Source organism: Kitasatospora sp. NPDC092948 (assembly GCF_044754805.1).
In the GTDB taxonomy this organism is placed as follows: domain Bacteria; phylum Actinomycetota; class Actinomycetes; order Streptomycetales; family Streptomycetaceae; genus Kitasatospora.
Map to the genome: position 1 here is coordinate 49,967 of NZ_JBIVPU010000023.1, position 21,903 is coordinate 71,869.

General features: G+C 70.1%; 15 protein-coding genes. 13 read left to right on the forward strand and 2 right to left on the reverse strand.

The features are described 5' to 3' along the window. Positions 1–125 precede the first annotated feature (125 nt). The 4 genes from eccB (at position 126) to mycP (ending at position 3,997) form a co-directional block, all read left to right on the forward strand. Positions 126–1,715, forward strand: a complete 1,590-nt coding sequence (gene eccB / locus ACIQF6_RS35085; RefSeq protein ID WP_400902690.1) for a type VII secretion protein EccB — start codon at positions 126–128, stop codon at positions 1,713–1,715. A 181-nt stretch (positions 1,716–1,896) separates the two neighbouring features. Next, on the forward strand, positions 1,897–2,199 hold the full coding sequence (locus ACIQF6_RS35090; protein ID WP_400902693.1) for a WXG100 family type VII secretion target: 303 nt from the start codon (positions 1,897–1,899) through the stop codon (positions 2,197–2,199). A gap of 72 nt (positions 2,200–2,271) precedes the next feature. Continuing rightward, the gene (locus ACIQF6_RS35095) at positions 2,272–2,565 is read left to right on the forward strand and encodes a WXG100 family type VII secretion target (protein ID WP_400902695.1); all 294 of its coding nucleotides are present in this window, start codon (positions 2,272–2,274) and stop codon (positions 2,563–2,565) included. A 103-nt stretch (positions 2,566–2,668) separates the two neighbouring features. Then, positions 2,669–3,997 carry a type VII secretion-associated serine protease mycosin gene (gene mycP / locus ACIQF6_RS35100; RefSeq protein WP_400902698.1) on the forward strand — a complete coding sequence of 443 codons (1,329 nt, stop codon included), beginning with the start codon at positions 2,669–2,671 and terminating at the stop codon, positions 3,995–3,997. 145 nt (positions 3,998–4,142) lie between these two features. On the opposite strand, the gene ACIQF6_RS35105 is transcribed toward mycP, so the two are convergent. Continuing rightward, positions 4,143–5,552 carry an APC family permease gene (locus ACIQF6_RS35105; RefSeq protein WP_400902701.1) on the reverse strand — a complete coding sequence of 470 codons (1,410 nt, stop codon included), beginning with the start codon at positions 5,550–5,552 and terminating at the stop codon, positions 4,143–4,145. A gap of 473 nt (positions 5,553–6,025) precedes the next feature. Continuing rightward, positions 6,026–9,982: a type VII secretion protein EccCa gene (gene eccCa, locus ACIQF6_RS35110; protein ID WP_400902704.1), complete on the reverse strand. Its 3,957-nt coding sequence runs from the start codon at positions 9,980–9,982 to the stop codon at positions 6,026–6,028. Positions 9,983–10,572: 590 nt separating this feature from the next. Here eccCa and eccD point away from each other — a divergent pair. From eccD to ACIQF6_RS35155, 9 genes are all read left to right on the forward strand, one after another. After that, positions 10,573–12,042: a type VII secretion integral membrane protein EccD gene (gene eccD, locus ACIQF6_RS35115; RefSeq protein WP_400902707.1), complete on the forward strand. Its 1,470-nt coding sequence runs from the start codon at positions 10,573–10,575 to the stop codon at positions 12,040–12,042. Between the two features lie 89 nt (positions 12,043–12,131). Further along, positions 12,132–12,422: a 30S ribosomal protein S15 gene (rpsO, locus tag ACIQF6_RS35120; RefSeq protein WP_030462697.1), complete on the forward strand. Its 291-nt coding sequence runs from the start codon at positions 12,132–12,134 to the stop codon at positions 12,420–12,422. Between the two features lie 377 nt (positions 12,423–12,799). Then, positions 12,800–15,010, forward strand: a complete 2,211-nt coding sequence (locus ACIQF6_RS35125) for a polyribonucleotide nucleotidyltransferase (RefSeq protein WP_043909719.1) — start codon at positions 12,800–12,802, stop codon at positions 15,008–15,010. Positions 15,011–15,158: 148 nt separating this feature from the next. After that, positions 15,159–16,514: a M16 family metallopeptidase gene (locus ACIQF6_RS35130; RefSeq protein ID WP_400902711.1), complete on the forward strand. Its 1,356-nt coding sequence runs from the start codon at positions 15,159–15,161 to the stop codon at positions 16,512–16,514. Positions 16,515–16,536: 22 nt separating this feature from the next. After that, positions 16,537–17,283 (forward strand): 4-hydroxy-tetrahydrodipicolinate reductase, encoded by a 747-nt coding sequence (dapB, locus tag ACIQF6_RS35135; protein ID WP_400902713.1) that lies wholly within the window; start codon positions 16,537–16,539, stop codon positions 17,281–17,283. A gap of 1 nt (position 17,284) precedes the next feature. Beyond that, positions 17,285–17,746 (forward strand): hypothetical protein, encoded by a 462-nt coding sequence (locus ACIQF6_RS35140; protein WP_400902716.1) that lies wholly within the window; start codon positions 17,285–17,287, stop codon positions 17,744–17,746. 34 nt (positions 17,747–17,780) lie between these two features. Then, a complete protein-coding gene (thyX, locus tag ACIQF6_RS35145) occupies positions 17,781–18,566 on the forward strand; it encodes an FAD-dependent thymidylate synthase (RefSeq protein ID WP_035866708.1) in 786 nt (261 codons plus the stop codon). Between the two features lie 315 nt (positions 18,567–18,881). Next, positions 18,882–19,781 carry a 4-hydroxy-tetrahydrodipicolinate synthase gene (gene dapA, locus ACIQF6_RS35150; RefSeq protein ID WP_400902719.1) on the forward strand — a complete coding sequence of 300 codons (900 nt, stop codon included), beginning with the start codon at positions 18,882–18,884 and terminating at the stop codon, positions 19,779–19,781. A gap of 171 nt (positions 19,782–19,952) precedes the next feature. Further along, positions 19,953–21,638, forward strand: a complete 1,686-nt coding sequence (locus ACIQF6_RS35155) for a ribonuclease J (RefSeq protein WP_400902722.1) — start codon at positions 19,953–19,955, stop codon at positions 21,636–21,638. Positions 21,639–21,903 lie beyond the last annotated feature (265 nt).

A 21,903-nucleotide genomic window follows, 5' to 3' on the forward strand; every position in this document is an offset into this window, starting at 1 on the left:
TCACCGTCTGCTGTCGCATCGTAGAGGGTTGACCGTTCCGGACGCCCGTCGGGTGGCAGACTCACGCACAGCACAAGCGCGTTGACACCCGCTGGTCGGGTCACACAGGGGAGACGGGGACGAGCATGGCATCACGCCGGGACGAGCTGAACGCCTACACCTTCGCCCGCAAGCGGATGGTCGGGGCCTTCCTGCAGCCGGGGGGCGGCGGCAACGACGAGGACGCGCCGCGTCCGATCCGCGCGGTGCTGCCGAGCTTCGTGATCGGCGCCGTGGTGGTGGCCGGCTTCGGCATGTGGGGTGTCATCAAGCCCAGCGCGCCGCCGAACTGGGACAACGGCAAGTACATCCTGCAGGGCAAGTCCTCGACGACCCGCTACGTGATCCTGCCCGACCCGAAGACCAATCAGCCGACGCTGCATCAGGTGCTGAACATGTCCTCGGCCCGCCTGGTGCTGTCCGAGGGCGCGACCGTGCAGACGGTCGCCGACGAGGTGCTGGACAAGTACCCGCGGCGCGGCGCGGCGATCGGCATCCCGTACGCCCCGGACAAGCTGCCCGAGGGCGGCGACGCGGGCGCGTCGAAGCTGTGGTCGGTGTGCGACAAGCAGGGCCAGGACAACAAGCAGTCCGTGGTCGGCCAGTCGGTGTTCATCGCGGCCGGGGCGGACGCCAAGACCCTCCAGGGGGACCGGAAGCTCGGCGACGGGCAGTCGCTGTTCGTCCAGGAGCCGGACATCCCGAACCAGAGCGGGCCGGCCACGCCGGGGTCGATGTACCTGGTGGACGGCAACGGGGTGAAGCACGCGGTCGGCACCGCGGGGACCGACGGCGACAAGGGCGACCTGACGCGCGCGCTCTTCGGCCAGCAGGTGAAGCCCCAGCGGGTCACCAAGGACTGGATCGACACCCTGGACGACGGCGACCCGATCGTGTTCCCCCGGATCCAGAACATCGCCGGCAACCCGTCGGGCGCGTCCTCGCTGGAGCTGTCGCAGGCCGCGGACAGGAAGGTCGGCCGCCTCCTGACGTTCCAGGACCAGTACTACCTGGTCGGGGCGCAGCAGCTGTACAGGATCACCGAGTTCCAGGCGAACCTGCTGTTCAACGACCCCAACACGCAGGCGGCGGCGTACGACGGCAAGCCGCCGACCTACGGGCAGCTCGGCGCGGGTGACCTGAACAAGCTCGACAGCAAGGTCGTCCCGAGCCTCCCGGGGCAGTTCAAGGGCTGGCCCACCCACAAGTCCCCGGCGGTCAACCGCACGGAGAAGGACCCCCGCACGGTGATCTGCTCGACCTTCAACGGCTACGAGGGCGACGAGATCAAGCGTTCGGTGTGGGCCGGCACGAGCTACCCGGTGGACGTCAGCGCGGACTCGGCCAGCGCGCACGTGACGCCCGGTCACGGCCTGCTGTACCGCTCACTGGAGGGCGGCAGCAAGCCCGGCGCCGACGGCGGCACCGGCAGCGACTTCCTGATCACCGACTCCGGCCTGCGCTACTCGCTGCCCGCCAACAACGACGGCGGCAACGGCGCGGCGAGCGCCAGCCCGAACCCGCAGGGCGGTGCCCAGAAGAGCACCAACGAGGCCCAGGCGCGGCTGGGTTACAAGTCCGTCAGCCCGCAGTTCGTGCCCGACAGGTGGTCGAAGCTGGTACCGGCCGGTCCGGTGCTCAACACCAACACCGCACTTCAGGCCCAGAACGCCTGACGGATCGTCAACGCCGGTGCGGGAGTTCAGTGTCATGGTCTGGTAACTACCCGCTACCCGGTGTTGGGTCAACCGCACTTGGCCGTTACAGTGCTACAGAGCACCACACCATGTGGTGCCCGTGCGGGCGTTCGCCACAGGGGCGCCCGGATGAAGTCTGTCTCATGGGGGACGGTGGATCATGGCAGGTCAGTTCACGATTACCGCGGAGGAAATGACCGCGTTCGCGAACCGCATCGGCGAGGTCAACGCCCAGGTCCAGGGCGAGATCAACCGCCTGAACAACCTGGTGTCCGAGATCGCTTCCGGCTGGAAGGGCCAGGCGGCTACGGCCTACCAGCAGATGCAGACGCGAGTCACCGAGGACGCCAGCGCCCTGAACAAGGTGCTCGACGAGATCCGTCAGGCGATCGAGGCGACCACCAAGCTCTACGCGATGACCGAAGAAGAGCAGCGCGCTGCCGTCGGTGGCATCTCCGGCTGACGCCGGAACCGGTAACCGTCATTTCGCGCCCTCGTGGGGGCGTGCCGTGCATCCATCGACAAGGGGAGAAAAATGTCCGACGGCGGAATTCTCGTCAATTTCCACACCATCTCCAACGCGGGTTCGGAGGTGCGTCAGACTGCCGCGCGCGTTCAGTCGCAGCTGGACGACCTGAAGGCGGGCGTGCAGCGCATCGCCAGCTCGTGGCAGGGTTCGGCCCAGGAGGGCTACCAGGCCCGGCAGGCGCAGTGGGACGCCAAGGCGGCCGACCTGCAGCAGGTGCTGTCGCAGATCGCCACCGCGCTGGACAACGCCTCGCAGAGCTACCAGGACACCGAGAACCGCAACATGCAGCTCTGGAGCTGAGTCCCCTCCGGGACTCGATAAGCGCTCTTTTCAGGGCGGGCGTCCCATTGGGCGCCCGCCCTTTGCGCGTGACACGGGGCACGCGTCAACACGGGTGGAAGCAATGAGGGGTGGACTTCAGGTGTCGTCAGGATCGTTGCGCCGGGCCGGCGCGGTGCTGCTGGTGCTCGGGGTGGTCGGCACTGCCGCGGGGGCCCCCGCCTACGCAGAGCCCTCGCCCGCGGCCTCCGCGGGGTCCACGTACAGCCCGCCGGTGACGATCGCGGCGTCCGGCGACTGTGCGAACAAGGACGTCGAGGCGGTGCCGTGGGCGCTCCAGCGGGTCTTCCTGAACGAGCTGTGGGGCGTCGACAAGGACGGCGTGGCCACGCACTCCGGGAAGGGCATCACGGTCGCCGTGATCGACACCGGCGTGGACGTCGCCAACCCGCAGTTGAGCGCCCCCGGCAAGGTGCTCGACGGCCGGGACCTGCTCGGCGAGTCGACCAAGCCCGACCAGCAGAAGCCCCCCGGCACCAGCGTGACCGACCCGGTCGGGCATGGCACCAAGGTGGCGGGCATCATCGCGGCCGCGCCGAGGGACAAGGTCGGCTTCGTCGGCCTGGCGAAGGATGCGACGATCCTCTCGATCCGGCAGAACGACTCCGAGGGCCACGGCAGTGTCGAGACGCTGATCAAGGCCATCGACGAGGCGCTCAGCAAGAAGGCCGACGTCATCAACATCTCGCAGGACGTCCGGGTGCCGGTGGACCCGAACAAGCCCGCCGACGCGCCGGCGTTCACCGAGGAACCGGCGCTGCAGGCGGCGCTGCGGCGGGCCGAGACCCAGAACGTCGTGGTGGTCGCGTCCTCCGGCAACGACGGCGCCGAGGGCCCCACCTACCCGGCCAAGTACGACACCGTGCTGGCCGTCGGGGCGTCCGACCGCAACAACGAGCGGGCCCCCTTCTCGCAGTACGGTGACTTCGTCGACGTGGTCGCGCCGGGCGTGGACATGCTCTCGACCGTTCCCGGGTCCGGCCAGTGCACCGACAACGGCACCAGCTTCTCCGCGCCGTACGTGGCCGGCCTGGCCGCGGTGCTCCGGAGCGAGCACCCGAAGTGGAGCGCCCAGCAGATCCGCACCGTGATCGAGCAGACCGCCCAGCGGACCGAGCACGGCCGCAACAAGTGGATCGGCTGGGGCGTGGTCGACCCGGTCAAGGCGGTCTCGTTCTCGGGCGAGCCCGAGGCGTCCCCGCACCCGGATGCGCCGACCAAGCTGGACTCCGCCGCGCTGATCGCGCAGCCGGCCGGCCTGGAGGAGACGCAGGCCGACCGGGACCGGCGGACCGGTACCTTCGTGGTCGGCGCCGGCGTCCTGCTGGTGGCCGGCCTGGCCGGCGGTGCGACCGTCGCCCGTGACCTGGAGCGCCGCCGCCGGCAGAGCTGACGGAGCAGTCGCGACGCATCGGTGCCCGGCCGCCACTGGCGGCCGGGCACCGATGCGTTCGGGCGGCGAACCGGCCCGGGAAAGGGGGCGGCCCCGCCGGTCGGGGGGAACCGGCGGGGCCGAGAGGGAGCGGCCTTGAGGGGGGTCAGACCCGCTCGTCCTCGGGGAGGGTGATCACCCAGCGGGTCTCCGAACGGGGCCGCAGGTAGAACGCCCAGTAGAGGCTGGCGGCGGCGGTGATGCCCAGGGTCCACCACAGGCCGGGGCCGGCGAGCTTGAAGAGGGTGAAGCAGAGGGCCACGATCACCAGGATCGGCAGCGCGGGCCACAGCGGCTGACGCCAGGCGGGGGCGTGCTTGTGGTGGCCGCGGCGGGAGAACAGCGCGCCGACGGCGACCAGCAGGTACAGCGCGGCGACCGCGACACCGGTGATGTCGATCAGCAGCGACTGCGGCACGAAGCAGAGCACCGCGCCGGGGACGCCGACCGCCAGGGTGGAGATCCACGGGGCGCTGAACTTGTTGAGGGTGCCGAAGGCGTTGTTCACCGGGCCGGGCCAGGCCTTGTCACGGCCGGAGGCGAACAGCACCCGGGAGTTCTGGATGACCATCACGATGCCGGCGTTGATGATCGCCAGCGCGATGCAGAGGCTGATGAAGGTGCCGACGCCGGTGTTGCTCCAGCCGATCACCAGCTGCGAGATGTTGCCCTGGGTCAGCGCGGTCAGGTCGGGGGCGCCCATGGTGATGGCGGCGACCGGGATGACGATGATGGCGACCGACAGGCCCAGCGTCCACAGCACGGTGCGGGCGACGTTCTTGCGCGGGTTCTCCAGCTCCTCGGAGAGGTAGATGGCGGTGGAGAAGCCCTGGGTGACGAAGAGCGCGGTTCCCATCAGGGCCAGGATCGCGCCGAAGCCCACGCCGGAGGTGGCGCCCGCCGCGTCGGCGACGGTGCCGTGCAGCATGCTGTCCGCGCCGCGCTCGGTGTGGGTGAAGCCGAGGAAGGACACCACGGCGCAGGCGATGACCTCCAGCACCAGGAAGATGCCGGTGATCCAGGCGTTCGCCCGCAGGTCCAGCAGACCGGCGACGGTGGCCGCGATCATCACCACGGCGCCGGCGATCTTCGGGTCGACGTGGATGATCGGTTCGAGGTACTCGGCGGTGCCCATCGCGATGATCGACGGCACGATCATCACCACGATCAGCGACTGGATGAAGACCAGCCAGCCCGCGAACTTGCCCGCCAGGGTGCCGACCATGGCGTACTCGCCGCCCGCGGAGGGCACCAGGGTGCCGAGCTCGGAGTAGCAGAACGCCACCGCGATGCAGATCACCGTGCCGATGACGATCGACATCAGGGTGAAGGTGCCGAGGCCCCGGAACAGCTCGGGAACGAGCACGAAGAGCGAGGACGCGGGCGTCACACAGGACAGCGTGAGCAGCGTGCCGCCCACGACGCCGAGCGATCGGGCGAGCTTCTTCGGGGCGTCCGCGCCGGCGGCGGCACCCGTGGCGGGGGCGGCTGCCTGCGGGGGAAGCGTGTCGGTCATGGGGGCATCCGATCGGCTGTGCGGCGGTGACTGGGGGAGGGAGCGGTATCGCCTCCGAAACAACGTTCTCGCGGGTCTGGTTTCTCCATCGCTCCCGATGCGCCAGGTTGCCTGGACGGAAAGGCATCGTCAACGCGCGATCGGCTGCGGAATCCGTTGCCGAATCACCGGTTTTCCTACGGAACCCAGCCCCTGGCGGGCCGGGCGCATGTTTCCACTGTGGCAACTCCGGTGAACTGCGCTTGAATCGAAGGTGAAGTGATCTGCGCAACTCTGATTCAAAGGCATTGCGCCGAGACGACCGGAGGCCCGAAAAGCAAGGCCGTCCGGCCGTCCGGGTGCGGGAACCGAAGGAAGAGGCCGGAAATCGAAAGATAACGTTATGGCACCGTTCGACCCCGGGGATGCCAAGGGGCCGGATCCCTGTCGGAACCCGGCCCCATTGGTCACGGTGCGTGACATCCGCCCCGCGGCTACTGCTGGGTCGGCAGCCAACCCGTCTGCACCGTCTGACCCGCCTGCATCCGGCGGGAGACGAACACCGCACGGCCCGGCGGCAGCGGCTGCGGCTTGACCGTGCCCAGCAGGGCGCCCTCGCCCTTGTCGCCGGACATGATCAGGCCCTGACCGCCCAGCTCGCGCATGCGCTGCATCACCGGCTCGAACAGCGAGCGGCCGGCGCCGCCCGCGTTGCGGGCGATGATCAGACGCAGACCGATGTCACGGGCGAACGGCAGGAACTCCGCCAGCGGCGCCATCGGGTTGCCGGACTGGGTGGCGACCAGCTCGTAGTCGTCCACGATCACGAACATGTCCTTGCCGCTGTACCAGCTGCGGTTGCGCAGCTGCTCCGGCGTGACGTCCGGACCGGGCAGACGGCGCGAGCAGGCGCCGCGCAGCATCTCCACGATCGCCGACATGGCGGGCGCGGCGGCCGCGTACTCCACCAGGTACTCCGGCGGAACCACGCCCAGCAGCGAGCGGCGGAAGTCGCCGACCACGATGCCGGCCTGGTCCGGGGTGTACCGCTCGGTGATCTGCTTGATCAGCATGCGCAGCGTCGCCGACTTGCCGGACTCGCTCTCGCCGAAGACGACGAACAGCGGGTCGGCCTCGAAGTTGACGAACACCGGCGCCAGCTCGACCTCGTCGACACCGAACGCGACACCCAGCTCGGGGTGCTCGAAGCCCTTGGGCAGCGAGTTGCCGTCGAGCACCGGCGGCAGCATGCGCACCTGGGGGGCGCGCGGGCCGGTCCAGGCCGCGTTGATCTGCGCCACCATGTCGGCGACGCCGTCCACCAGGTCCTCGGTGGTGCCGGCGCCGTCGATGCGCGGCAGACCCGACAGGAAGTGCAGCTGGTCGTGGGTCAGACCGCGACCCGGGATCGCCGGCACGTTCGCGGCGACCTTGCGGGCGATCTCCGACTCCATGGAGTCACCGAGCTTCAGCTCGACGCGGTTCTGCAGCTGGTCCTTCAGCGCCGGGCGGACCTCGGCGTAGCGGGCCGCGGTGATCACCACGTGGACGCCGTAACCGAGACCTCGCTGCGCGATGTCGGCGATGACCGGCTCCAGGACCTCGAACTCCTGCTTGAAGATCAGCCAGCCGTCGATGAACAGGAACACGTCGCCGAACTGCTCGTCGGGCAGCTGCCCGTTGGCCCGGCGGGTGCGGTAGGTGGCGATGGTGTCGATGCCCTGGGAGCGGAACAGCTCCTCACGGCGGTTGAGCACCCCGTGCACCTCGCTGACCATGCGGCGGACCTTCTCGACGTCCAGTCGGCCCGCCACGCCGCCGACGTGCGGCAGATCGGCCAGCGAGCCGAAACCGCCACCGCCGAAGTCGAGCAGGTAGAGCTGCGTCTCCACCGGGGTGTGGGTGACCGAGAAGCCCGCCACGATGGTGCGCACCATGGTGGACTTGCCGGACTGCGGACCGCCGACGATCATGCCGTGGCCGGCCGCACCCGCGTAGTTCAGGTACATCACGTCGCGGCGCTGGTCGCGCGGCTTGTCGACGATGCCGACCGGGACGATCAGGTTGCCCTGGCGGATCGAGGCCGGAGTCAGACCGCGGTCCGGGCTGACCTGCAGCGGCTCCAGCAGGCTGTCCACCGACGGCGGCGCCTCCAGCGGGGGCAGCCACACCTGGTGGGCCGGCGGGCCCTGGCCGATCATGCGCTGGACGAACACGTCGAGCATGGTGTCCAGCAGCGCGTCGTCCTTCTCCTCCTCCGCCGGGTCCGGGAGGACCTCCTCCACCTCGGGCTCGACGAGCTCGACCTCGGCGGCGGTGAACAGCACCGGCTGGGCGGTGACCACCCGGCCGCCGACCGCACGCTGCTGGCCCGGCGGACGGTACTTGCCGGACACGTACGCGGCCCGGAAGCGCTCCATCACGTCGGAGCCGAACTTGAGGTAGCCCACGCCGGGGATCGGCGGCAGGTGGTAGGCGTCCGGCACGCCGATCGCGGCCCGCGACTCGGCGGCCGAGAAGGTGCGCAGGCCCAGCCGGTAGGACAGGAAGGTGTCCAGACCGCGGAGCTTGCCCTCCTCCAGTCGCTGCGAGGCCAGCAGCATGTGCATACCGAGCGAACGGCCGATACGGCCGATCTGGATGAACAGGTCGATGAAGTCCGGCTTCGCGGTGAGCAGTTCGGAGAACTCGTCGATGATCATCAGCAGCGACGGCAGCGGGTCGAGCGGGGCGCCCGCGGTACGGGCCCGCTCGTACTCGTTGATGTTCGCGTAGTTGCCCGCCGCGCGCAGCAGCTCCTGACGGCGGTTCATCTCGCCCTCGATCGCGTCGCGCATGCGGTCGATCAGGGTGGCTTCGCCCTCGAGGTTGGTGATCACGGCCGCGGTGTGCGGCATCTCCGCCATACCGGCGAAGGTCGCACCACCCTTGAAGTCCGCGAGGACCAGGTTCAGCACCTCGGACGAGTGGGTGACCGCCAGCGCCAGCACGATGGTGCGCAGCACCTCGGACTTGCCGGAACCGGTCGCGCCGACGCACATGCCGTGCGGGCCCATGCCCTCCAGCGAGGCTTCCTTGATGTCCAGCCAGACGTACTCGCCGTTCGAGCCGACGCCCAGCGGGACGCGCAGCTTCTCCCGGATCGGCTTGGGACGCCAGTGCCGGGCCGGGTCGAAGGAGCCCGGGTCGCCGGTGTGCATCATCTCGGTGAAGTCCATCGACACCAGCGACGGGTCGCTGTCGTCGCCGCCCGCGGACGCCCGGAACGGCGCCAGCTGACGCGACAGCGCCTCGGCCTGCCAGCTCGAAAGGCTGTCCGGCCGGCCCGGGTAGCTGGCGCCGGAGGCGGCCTCCAGCAGCAGCTCGTGCTTGCCGACGGTGATCACCAGGTGGCCGTTCGGCTCGTCCAGGTCACCCGGGACGACCTCGATCACGGTGACGCCCTGGACGCCCTCCGGACCGGCGATCACCGAGTCGACCGGCACCGAGGCGCCGTCCATGATGACCACCAGGTGCGGCTGGTCCGAACTCGGCGTGCTGTCCCGGGAGAAGCCCTTGCGGCCGGCCAGCTCGTTGGCCAGCAGCTCCTCCAACTCGCCCAGCCCGGCGGCGATCAGACGACGCGAACCGGCGCCGTCGCTCTCCTTGCGGTGCTGGGTGTGCGGCAGCCACTTCGCCCACTCCCACTCCTCCACCGCGCCCGGCGCGGCGGCCACCCCGATCATCAGGTCCTCGGGGGAGTGCAGGGTCGCCAACTGGGCCACCATCGCCCGGACGTTGCCGTACACCGAGTCCGGGTCGCCGCACACCGTGATGTGGTAGAAGGCGCGCAGCGACACCGCCAGCGGCAGGTCCTGCAGCGTGCCGTGGGTCTTGATGAAGGTGCCCATCGCCTCCGCGGCGAGCGGCTCCAACTCGTCCATCGGCGCGGTCTGCGGCGCCACCAGCGGCGTCGACAGCTGCAACGGGCCCAGGCCCACCCGGATCTGCGCGAAGTCCGGATCGGTCGGCCGGCGCTCCCACAGTCGGCGGCCCTCGGCCACGATCGACCACAGCTGGTCCGGCTCCGGATGGGTGAACAGCAGTGCACCGCGCTGCCGTTCAGCCGTGCGACGCACCTCGCGCCGCTTCTGCTGCAGGTACTTCAGATAGTCGCGGCGCTCGTCCGACGTCGCCGCGTTGCCGCCCTTGCGCGCCTTGACGATCTGCGCCACCGCCATCGCGGCGGTCGACGCGACCATCAGGACACCCATCATCTTCATCGGGCCCTGTGCGCCCGGAGAGAAGAAGAACGCCGCCGAACCGCCCATGCCGAGCAGCGGCAGCAGCGACATCATCCAGTCCTCGCCGCCGCCCCGCGGCAGCTCCGGCGGCGGAACCAGCTCGACCGGCTCCTCCGACACCGGAGGCGGGAACGCCCGCGGCGGGCGCTTGACCGTCACCGAACTCATGCGACCACCTCGCCGGCGCTCGGCGGGCACTTCGTCCACGCGCGCCTCTTGATGGTGAGCTCGCTTCGCTCGCTCACGTGCTCACCCCGCCCCCGGCGGCAGTCGCAGCGCGCGACTTCCCCTCGTCAACGGTGCGCCCTCCCCGGGCACAGGGTCGGGGGCACCCCCATCGCTCGCTCACAATCCGCCCTCACGCATCTGGATACGTACGGTGAGGGCGCCCCGTGTGATGACGCCGCCCCCGCTCCGCCGAACCGCAGGCGCGCCGGGGCTGTCGCGTCTTCGATCGCCGCCCCCGTACGCCGTGCGCAGGGGCCGATCCTACTGCGCGAGCCAAGCCGTTCGTCCACGGGGTCGGCCACCCGCAGAGTACTGACCCGGCGTCAACACACAACCCCCGGCGCACCTGCGCACCGCCTTCATCCCCGCGCGCCGCCCCGATGCCCTGCACGCCCCCGCCGCAGTGCGCACTTGCCCCGAGGGGGTAAGGTGACGCCGCGCCAACTCTCGTTCGGGCCGTGACAGTTCCGGAATCCCTTCGACGAGTGGTCGCAGACTTGCCGACACAGCCAACGAGGGGGAGAGGGCCGGTGAGCACAAACGCTACGACCGGTTTCTGCCGGGTCACCGTGGTGGCACCGGACAGCCGGATCGACGTCGCCCTGCCGGAGGACGTCCCGCTCGCCGACATCTACCCGGAAGTGCTGCGGCTCTCCGGGCAGACCCAGGTGGACGGAACACCGACCGGCTTCCATCTGGTGCGGCGGGACGGCACCGTGCTCGACAGCGGGCTTCCGCTGGTCGCCCAGCAGGTGCGCGACGGCGACCTGCTGAGCCTTCGACCGTTCTCCGAGTCGCTGCCGCCGGCCGTCTACGACGACGTCGCCGACGCCATCGCCTCCGCGGTCGAGGCGGACCGCAGGTTCTGGAGCCCCGACCTGATGCGGGCCTTCGGCCTGATCTCCGGCACGGTGCTGCTCACCCTGCTGGCGTTCGCGCTCTGGTACTCCGACCTGCGGCACAACATGTTCGGCCTGCCGGGCATCCTGTCCGGCGTCACCGCCGTCGTGCTGGTGACCTTCGCGGCCGTCCGCGCCCGGGTCTACGAGGACCACACCGCCGCGCTCGCGCTCGGCCTCGGCGCACTGCCGCACGCCATGCTGGCCGGCTCGGGCATCATCGACGTCCCGAACATCGGCGACGGCCCCGGCCGGCTCCAGTTCCTGGTCGGCTGCGTCACCGTGCTGGTGGTCTCCGTCCTGCTGGTCGGCCTGCTGCCGGAGAAGGACTCGCTGTTCGTCGCCGCGGCCTTCGTCTCCGCCGCCGGCACCCTGGCCACCTTCGCCGCCGTGATGATGTCCGGCACCGCGATCACCGACATCGCGGCCGTCACCGGCGTCGCCGCGGTCGCCGCGGTCGGCTTCCTGCCCGCGCTGTCCGCCCGCTTCGCCCGCCTGCCCGTCGGCTTCAGCGCCCCCGGCCAGGCCCGCACCCGCGGCACCGCCTACGGCGAGGAGACCAGCAGCGCCGAGACCGTGCAGTACGAGCGGATCGCCGCCCAGGCCCGCCGCGGCCACGAGGTGCTGGTCGGCCTGGTCGGCGGCGCCGCCACCACCATCGTCGGCGCCTGCACCGTGCTCGGCTTCAGCGACCGCACCTGGGCCGAACTGCTGGCCCTGGCCATCGGCGTCTCGACCATGCTGCGCGCCCGGCTGTTCCGCTACACCGCGCAGGTGTTCGCGCTCACCATCGCCGGCCTGGTCGGCCTGGCGCTGCTGATCCTGGGCCTGGCCCTGCACACCCCGCTGCACCTGGCGATGGCCGCGGCCGTCAACGGCGGCGACGGCGGCGGCGACCTGCGCACCGTGTGGCTGTCCACGTCCATCGCGGCCGGCGCGGCGATCATGGTCGCGATCGCGCTGATCGTCCCCCGCTCCGGCGTGTCCCCGTTCTGGGGCCGCATCCTGGACATGGTGGACAGCCTGATGCTGATCGCCCTGGTGCCGCTGGCGCTGGCCGTGCTCAACATCTACAACGTGGTGCGCGGCGCGACCGGCTGAGCCGCGCTGGTAAGGTTGATCCGTCCGAGTCTTGTCAGGTCCTGTGCGTTCGACCAGGGCCGCTCGGCCAAACACCGAAGGAGATGCCCGTGGCCCTCGCCGCTGACGTCAAGAAGCAGATCATCGCCGAGTTCGGCCAGAAGGAGGGCGACACCGGCTCTCCCGAGGTTCAGGTGGCCATGCTCTCCCGCCGCATCTCGGACCTGACCGAGCACCTGAAGTTCCACAAGCACGACCACCACTCGCGTCGTGGCCTGCTGATCCTGGTCGGCCAGCGTCGCCGCCTGCTGCAGTACCTGGCCAAGAAGGACATCGAGCGCTTCCGTACCCTGGTGGACCGCCTCGGCATCCGCCGCGGTGCCGCCGGCGGCGCCCGCTGACACCGCTCGTAGGGGCGGCTCCCCTCACCGGGGGAGCCGCCCCTCGGCGCTTTCCGCGCCACCCACCGCGACCACACCCCGCGAACAGCCCGTCGTAAAGCCGCGCTCGATAGGGTGTGAATTTGTAAGGTAAAGGGCATGCCCGCCCTTGCGGGCCGACAAGGCTTCAAACGGAAGCCGCCCGCACCGCAGGAGCGTCCAGACGCAGACGCCGCCGCACGCCGAAAGGCGCCGGTCCTCGGTAGTGGCCGCCGGAACCCCCGACACGCGGGGACGGACCCGGTGGCTTCGATCGAAGACCGGCCCAACTGCCCGGGCCACGGCAGGCAAGCGCAGCGGCGCTCCTGGGGAGACGTACGAAAGAGGAGATCTTCCAGGTGGAAGAGAACGTTTTCTACGCCGAGGCCGTCATCGACAACGGCAGCTTCGGTACCCGCACCATCCGCTTCGAGACCGGCCGCCTGGCCCGTCAGGCCGCCGGCTCCGCCGTGGCCTACCTGGACGACGACACCATGGTGCTGTCGGCCACCAGCGCCTCGAAGCAGCCCAAGGAGCACTTCGACTTCTTCCCGCTGACGGTGGACGTCGAGGAGCGGATGTACGCCGCCGGCCGCATCCCCGGCTCGTTCTTCCGTCGTGAGGGCCGGCCCTCCGAGGACGCGATCCTCACCTGCCGCCTGATCGACCGCCCGCTGCGCCCGTCCTTCGTCAAGGGCCTGCGCAACGAGGTCCAGGTCGTCGTCACCGTCATGGCGCTCAACCCCGACCACCTGTACGACGTGGTGGCCATCAACGCGGCCTCCGCCTCCACCCAGCTGGCCGGCCTGCCGTTCTCCGGCCCGATCGGCGGCGTCCGCGTCGCGCTGATCAACGGCCAGTGGGTGGCCTTCCCGACCCACTCCGAGCTGGAGTCGGCCGTCTTCGACATGGTCGTCGCCGGTCGCGTCCTGCCGGACGGCGACGTCGCGATCATGATGGTCGAGGCCGAGGCCACCGACAAGACCATCAAGCTGGTCGAGGGCGGCGCCGACGCCCCCACCGAAGAGGTCGTCGCCTCCGGCCTGGAGGCCGCCAAGCCGTTCATCAAGGTGCTGTGCGCCGCGCAGGCCCAGCTGGCCAAGCAGGCCGCCAAGCCGACCGGCGAGTTCCCGCGCTTCCTGGACTACCAGGACGACGTGCTGGCCGCGCTGACCGCCGCCGTCAAGGACGAGCTGGCCAAGGCGCTGACCATCGCCGGCAAGCAGGAGCGCCAGAACGAGCTGGACCGCATCAAGGCCGTCGCCGCCGACAAGCTGCTCCCGGAGTTCGAGGGCCGCGAGAAGGAGATCAGCGGCGCCTACAACGCGCTCACCAAGAAGATCGTCCGCGAGCGCGTCATCAAGGACAAGGTCCGCATCGACGGCCGCGGCGTCACCGACATCCGCACCCTGGCCGCCGAGGTCGAGGCCATCCCGCGGGTGCACGGCTCGGCCCTGTTCGAGCGCGGCGAGACCCAGATCCTGGGCGTCACCACGCTGAACATGCTGCGCATGGAGCAGCAGCTCGACACGCTCTCCCCGGAGACCCGTCGCCGCTACATGCACAACTACAACTTCCCGCCGTACTCGGTGGGCGAGACCGGCCGCGTCGGTTCGCCGAAGCGCCGCGAGATCGGCCACGGCGCCCTCGCCGAGCGCGCGATCCTCCCGGTCCTGCCGACCCGCGAGGAGTTCCCCTACGCGATCCGCCAGGTCTCCGAGGCGCTGGGCTCCAACGGCTCCACCTCGATGGGCTCGGTCTGCGCGTCGACCATGTCGCTGCTGAACGCCGGTGTGCCGCTGAAGGCCGCCGTCGCCGGTATCGCCATGGGCCTGATCTCGCAGGAGATCGACGGTGAGACCCACTACGTGACGCTCACCGACATCCTCGGTGCCGAGGACGCGTACGGCGACATGGACTTCAAGGTCGCCGGTACCCGCAACTTCATCACCGCCCTGCAGCTGGACACCAAGCTCGACGGCATCCCGGCCTCCGTGCTGGCCGCCGCGCTGAAGCAGGCCCGGGACGCCCGCCTGCACATCCTCGACGTCATGAACGAGGCCATCGACTCGCCCGACGAGATGTCCCCGAACGCGCCGCGGATCATCACCATCAAGATCCCGGTGGACAAGATCGGCGAGGTCATCGGCCCCAAGGGCAAGATGATCAACCAGATCCAGGAGGACACCGGCGCCGAGATCACCATCGAGGACGACGGCACCATCTACATCGGTGCCGCCGACGGCCCGGCCGCCGAGGCCGCCCGCTCGACGATCAACCAGATCGCCAACCCGACCATGCCGGAGGTCGGCGAGCGCTACCTGGGCACCGTGGTGAAGACCACCACCTTCGGCGCCTTCGTCTCGCTCATGCCGGGCAAGGACGGTCTGCTGCACATCTCGCAGATCCGCAAGCTGGCCGGCGGCAAGCGCGTCGAGAACGTCGAGGACGTGCTCGGCGTCGGCGCCAAGGTGCAGGTCGAGATCGCCGAGATCGACCCGCGCGGCAAGCTGTCGCTGATCCCCGTCATCGAGGGCGAGGAGGGCGGCGACGCCGCCGCCTCCGAGTGACACCCCGGTAACACCCTGCGGCCCGCACGCCCCATCCGGCGCGTGCGGGCCGCGCCCTGTTCGTGAAGTCCGCGCGGTTCGTGCACCCGGTGCAGTCCGCGCAGTTCGTGAAGCTCCCCTCGTGAAGCAGTAGCTGGAAGGAACACCCGTGGCCCAGGCCTCGGCGGCGAAGCAGCGCCCCGGCACCACCCGGACCCTGCTCAAGGGCACCGAAGGCGGCGCGAACACCGTCCGCCGCACCGTGCTCCCCGGCGGCCTGCGGGTCGTCACCGAGACCCTCCCGACGGTGCGCAGCGCCACCTTCGGCATCTGGGTCGGCGTCGGTTCCCGGGACGAGACCCCGGTGCTGAACGGCGCCACGCACTACCTGGAGCACCTGCTCTTCAAGGGCACCGCGCGGCGCGACGCGCTGGAGATCTCCGCCGCGCTGGACGCGGTCGGCGGCGAGATGAACGCGTTCACCGCCAAGGAGAACACCTGCTACTACGCGCGGGTCCTGGACACCGACCTGCCGCTGGCCATCGACGTGGTGTGCGACATGCTCACCGGCTCGCTGATCCGCCCCGAGGACGTGGAGTCCGAGCGCGGCGTCATCCTCGAGGAGATGGCGATGGCCGAGGACGACCCGGGCGACGTGGTGCACGATCTGTTCGCCAAGGTGATCTTCGGGACCGGCCCGCTCGGCCGCCCGATCCTGGGCACCCAGGAGACCGTCTCCGGGCTGAGCCGCGACCAGATCGCCGGCTTCTACCGCCGCCGCTACAAGCCGGAGAACCTGGTGGTCGCGGCAGCCGGCAACCTCGACCACGGCAAGGTGGTCAAGCTGGTGGAGAAGGCGTTCGCGTCGGTGCTGGCCAAGTCCGAGGGCCACCCCGCCGAGGCCCGCCGCGGCATCAAGACGGTCCGCACCTCCGGCCGGGCCGCCGTCCTCAACCGGCCCACCGAGCAGGCCCACCTGGTCCTCGGCGTCCCCGGCATCCCGCGCCACGACGAGCGCCGCTGGGCGATGGGCGTGCTCAACGCGGCCCTCGGCGGCGGCATGAGCTCCCGGCTGTTCCAGGAGGTCCGGGAGAAGCGCGGCCTGGCCTACTCGGTCTACTCCTACTCCTCCTCGTACGCCGACACCGGCCTGTTCGGCATCTACGCCGGCTGCCAGCCCAAGCGGGTCGAGGAAGTGCTGAAGATCTGCCGCGAGGAACTCGCCCGGGTCGTCGAGGAAGGCATCACCGAGGAGGAACTGCACCGCGCGATCGGGCAGCTCTCCGGTTCCACCGTGCTCGGCATGGAGGACACCGGCTCCCTGATGAACCGCATCGGCAAGGCCGAGCTCTCCTACGGCCACCACCTGTCCGTGGACGAGATGCTGCGGAAGATGGCCGACGTCACCCTGGACGACGTGCACGCCGTCGCCCGTGATGTGCTGGGGGCGCACCGGCCCTCGCTCGCGCTGATCGGCCCGATCAACGACCGCCGGGCCGCCCGGCTGGCCGACCTGCTCGCCTGATTCGCCTGAGAGGACAACAGACATGACGCTGCGCGTCGCCGTGATCGGCGCCAAGGGCCGGATCGGCTCCGAGGCCGTCAAGGCCGTGGAGGCCGCCGAAGGCCTGGAGCTGGTCGCCGCCCTGGGCCGGGACTCGAAGCTCACCGAACTCACCGACGCCGGGGTCGACGTCGCGGTCGAACTCACCCACCCCGACGCGGTGATGGGCAACCTCGACTTCTGCCTGCGCAACGGCATCCACGTGGTCACCGGCACCACCGGCTGGACCGAGGAGCGCCTGGCGACCGTCCGCGGCCTGCTCGACCAGAACCCGGCCGTCGGCCTGCTGATCGCCCCGAACTTCTCCATCGGCGCGATCCTCGGCATGAAGTTCTCCCAGCTGGCGGCCAGGTACTTCGAGTCCGTCGAGGTGGTCGAGCTCCACCACGACCGCAAGGCCGACGCCCCGTCCGGCACCGCCACCCGCACCGCGCAGCTGATCGCCGCCGCCCGCGCCGAGGCCGGCCTGCCCCCGCAGCAGGACCCGACCACGCACAGCCTGCCCGGCGCCCGCGGCGCCGACGTGGACGGCGTCCCGGTGCACGCGGTGCGGCTGCGCGGCCTGCTCGCCCACCAGCAGGTGATGTTCGGCGACACCGGCGAGACCCTGACGATCCGTCACGACTCCATGCACCACAGCAGCTTCATGCCCGGCATCCTGCTCGGTGTGCGGAAGATCGCCGACCACCCGGGCCTGACCTTCGGCCTGGAACACTTCCTGGACCTGTGACATGACCTCTCGCACCGGCTTCTTCGTCCTGTCCGGCATCCTGCTGCTGGTCAGCGTGGTCTGCATAGGCGAGGGCATCCAGCTCATCGCCACCGGCAAGCCGCTCGGCATCGGCATCGGCGTGTGCGCCTTCGTCATCCCGCTGATCGGCGTCTGGTTCCTCCGCCAGACCGTCCGCTTCGGCCGGGCCAGCGAGCGGCTCGCCCGCCAGCTGGAGGCCGAGGGCGCCCTGCCCGTCGACGAGCTCAAGCGCACCCAGGGCGGCAGGATCGATCGTGCCTCCGCCGACGCGGTGTTCACCCGCCGCAAGGCCGAGGCCGAGGCCGACCCCACCGACTGGCGGAACTTCTTCCGGCTCGCCGTCGCCTACGCGGACGCCGGCGACGTTCCGCGCGCCCGCAAGGCCATGCAGCACGCGATCAAGCTGCATGGCCAGGACGCGGCGGCCACCGCCGTAAACTGACTCGTACCGCCCCCAACAGCCAGGAACATCACCCATGCGCGCAGTCGAACCCCAGGTCCACCTGATCGCCCGCCCCGAACTCGACTACGACGAGGTCGCGGCCTACCTGCAGGACGTCGGCGGCGAGAGCTGGCTGGAGCGGGTCGACCGCGGCGACCTGGACGACGCCCAGAACCTCGCCGAGTTCGCCGGCCGGATCTGCTATCGCTCGTGGAAGCCGGGCCTCAACCCGAACGTCACCAAGGTCCGCACCGACCAGGACGTCTACCTGAAGAACATCCTGGCCAGCGCGCACGGCTCGGTGCTGGAGCACGTCTCCTTCACCTTCGTGCTGCACAACGTCAGCCGGGTGGTCACCCACGAGCTGGTCCGCCACCGGGCCGGCGTCGCGGTCTCCCAGGAGTCGCTGCGCTTCGTCCGCCTCGACGACATCCCGTTCTGGTTCCCCGAGTGGGCCCAGCAGGACGAGGAGCTGATGGGTCGCGCCACCGGCCTGATGCAGCAGATCGAGGAGTTCCAGCACTGGATGGCCGACCACTTCGGGCTGGACGAGGAGGGCGTCAAGTTCCACGAGAAGAAGGAGAAGACCTCCTTCATGCGCCGCTTCGCCCCCGAGGGCCTGGCCACCGGCCTGGTCTGGACGGCGAACGTGCGCACCCTGCGGCACGTCATCGAGAACCGCACCGCGCCGGGCGCCGAGGAGGAGATCCGGCTGCTGTTCGGCAAGATCGGCGAGCTGATGGTCAAGGAGGCGCCGTCGCTGTTCGGCGACTACACCGTCGAGGACGGCGCCTGGGTCCCCGGCTGGCGCAAGGTCTGACGTCCGGCCCCCGGCCGGGGTCTGACGGACCGTCGGATCCCGGCCCGGCCCGCTCACTCGTGCGGCGTTCTGCCCGGCGGCCCCGATCCGGCCGCTGACCTGCGCCGACGGGCAGATGGCCGGACCACCGGGGATGTCCGGATTGCGGCATTCTTACCTGCTCCATACGCTCAGGGCACGGATTCCGGTGCTGCGTGAACCCCCGAGCGCGCAGCACCGGAATCCCATGTCCGGCCCGCTTCACGGCCCTCTGGACTGTCCAAACCCTGGACCTGCGTGGCTGTCGACCACCGCCCTACGAGTAGCTTTGGACCCATGGCTCCGACCTCCACACCGCAGACGCCCTTCGGCCGGGTCCTGACCGCGATGGTCACCCCGTTCACCGCCGACGGCGAGCTCGACCTCGACGGCGCCCAGCGCCTCGCCGCCCACCTGGTGGACTCCGGGAACGACGGCCTGGTGCTCAACGGCACCACCGGCGAGTCGCCCACCACCACCGACGCGGAGAAGGCCCAGCTGGTCCGGGCCGTGGTCGAGGCGGTCGGAGACCGCGCCCACGTCATCACCGGCGTCGGCACCAACAACACCCACCACAGCGTCGAACTCGCCCGCCAGGCGCAGGCCGCCGGCGCCCACGGCCTGCTCTCGGTCACCCCGTACTACAGCAAGCCGCCGCAGGAGGGCCTGTACCGGCACACCGTCGCGATCGCCGACGCCACCGAGCTGCCGGTGATGCTGTACGACATTCCCGGCCGCGCCGCCGTCGCCCTCGAACACGACACCCTGGTCCGCCTCGGCGAGCACCCGCGGATCGTCGCCAACAAGGACGCCAAGGGCGACGTCGCCGCCGCGGCCCGGACCATCGCCGACTCCGGCCTCGCCTGGTACTCCGGCGACGACAACCTGACCCTGCCGCTGCTCTCGGTCGGAGCCGTCGGCGTGGTCAGCGTGGTCGGCCACGTCGTCGCCGCCGAGATGCGCGCCATGATCGAGGCGTTCGTCGCCGGCGACCACGCCAAGGCGCTCGCCGTCCACCAGTCGTTGCTGCCGGTGTACGCAGGAATTTTCCGCACGCAGGGAGTGATCCTCTCCAAGGCTGCGTTGAACCTGCAGGGACACCCGGCCGGCCCGCTCCGGCTGCCCCTGGTCTCCGCCACGGACGCGGAGATCGCCCGGTTGAAGGAGGATCTCGCCGCCGGCGGGGTACACCTGTAACCAACAACAGACGTGCGCGCCCCCGGCTCGCCGGACCCCACCGGGTCCGCCGCTGGACCGGGACCGAAGGCGCGCGGCAATCGGCAGTCAGGTAACCACGATGGACGCACGCCATATGCCGCCGGGGGAGGAACCCCTCGGGCATATGGCGTGCGTCGTGAGGAGAGTCTTTTGAGCCACCCGCACCCCGAACTCGGCGCTCCCCCCGCTCTCAAGGAGGGCGTCCTCCGCATCACTCCGCTGGGCGGTCTCGGCGAGATCGGCCGCAACATGACGGTCCTCGAATACGGCGACCGCATCCTGATCGTCGACTGCGGCGTGCTCTTCCCCGAGGACGAGCAGCCCGGCGTCGACCTGATCCTTCCCGACTTCAGCTACATCCGGGACCGCCTCGACAAGATCGACGGCATCGTCCTGACCCACGGCCACGAGGACCACATCGGCGCCGTCCCCTACCTGCTCCGGGAGAACCCGGACATCCCGCTGATCGGCTCCAAGCTCACCCTCGCCCTGATCGAGGCCAAGCTCGCCGAGCACCGTATCCGCCCCTACGTCCTGGAGGTCGCCGAGGGCGACCGCGAGCGGATCGGCCCCTTCGACTGCCAGTTCATCGCGGTCAACCACTCCATCCCCGACGCCCTGGCCGTCGCCGTCCGCACCCCCGCGGGCATGGTCGTCGCCACCGGTGACTTCAAGATGGACCAGCTCCCGCTGGACGGCCGCCTCACCGACCTGCCGACCTTCGCCAAGCTGGCCGAAGAGGGCATGGACCTCCTCCTGGTGGACTCCACCAACGCCGAGGTCCCCGGCTTCATCCCGCACGAGCGCGACATCTCCGCGGCGCTGCGCAACGTCTTCGCCAACGCGGACAAGCGCATCATCGTGGCCTCGTTCGCCAGCCACGTGCACCGCATCCAGCAGGTTCTGGACGCCGCGCACGAGTACAAGCGCAAGGTCGCCTTCGTCGGCCGCTCGATGGTCCGCAACATGGGCATCGCCCGCGACCTCGGCTACCTGAAGGTCCCCGGCAACCTGATCGTCGACGTGAAGACCCTCGACGACCTCCCCGACAAGGAGGTGGTGCTGATCTGCACCGGCTCCCAGGGCGAGCCGATGGCCGCGCTGTCCCGGATGGCCAACCGCGACCACCAGATCCGCATCGTCGAGGGCGACACCGTCGTCCTCGCCTCCTCGCTGATCCCCGGCAACGAGAACGCCGTCTACCGGGTCATCAACGGCCTCACCCGCTGGGGCGCCAAGGTCGTCCACAAGGGCAACGCCAAGGTGCACGTCTCCGGCCACGCCTCGGCCGGCGAACTGCTGTACTTCTTCAACATCTGCAAGCCGAAGAACCTGATGCCGGTCCACGGCGAATGGCGCCACCTGCGCGCCGCCGCCGACCTCGGCATCGCCACCGGCGTCCCGCGCAACCGCGTGGTCATCGCCGAAGACGGCGTCTGCGTCGACCTGGAGAAGGGCGTCGCCCGGATCGTCGGCAAGGTCCAGGCCGGCTACGTCTACGTGGACGGCTCCTCGGTCGGCGACATCACCGAGGCGTCCCTCAAGGACCGTCGCATCCTCGGCGAAGAGGGCTTCATCTCGGTCTTCGTGGTGGTCGACTCCACCAACGGCAAGATGGTCAGCGGCCCGACCTTCCAGGCCCGCGGCTCCGGCATCGACGACGCCGCGTTCGCGTCCATCGCCGGCAAGCTGGAGGAAGCCCTCACCCGCTCCGCCGGGGAAGGCGTCCTGGAGGTCCGCCAGGTCCAGCAGCTGGTCCGCCGGACCGTCGGCAAGTGGGTCGCCGACAACTACCGGCGCCGCCCGATGATCCTCCCGGTCGTCGTCGAGGTCTGACCGACCTGATTTGACCTGGGGCAGCCCGGTGCGTAATGTTCTCCGGGTTGCCCCACGGTCGTGCGGCTTCGCTCCGGATTCGAATTCGTTCGAATGGGGCGGGGAAAACAGGCCGAGAAACTCTGATAGAGTTCGGGAGCGCCGAAAGGCAAAAGCAAGTCGGAATGAATGAAACTCCGGAAAACGGAGCGGAAAACATCTGATAAGCTGGAAACACGAAAGAACGAAGCGCCCGGAGGGCCGGTCGGAAGGCCGCCTGAAGGAA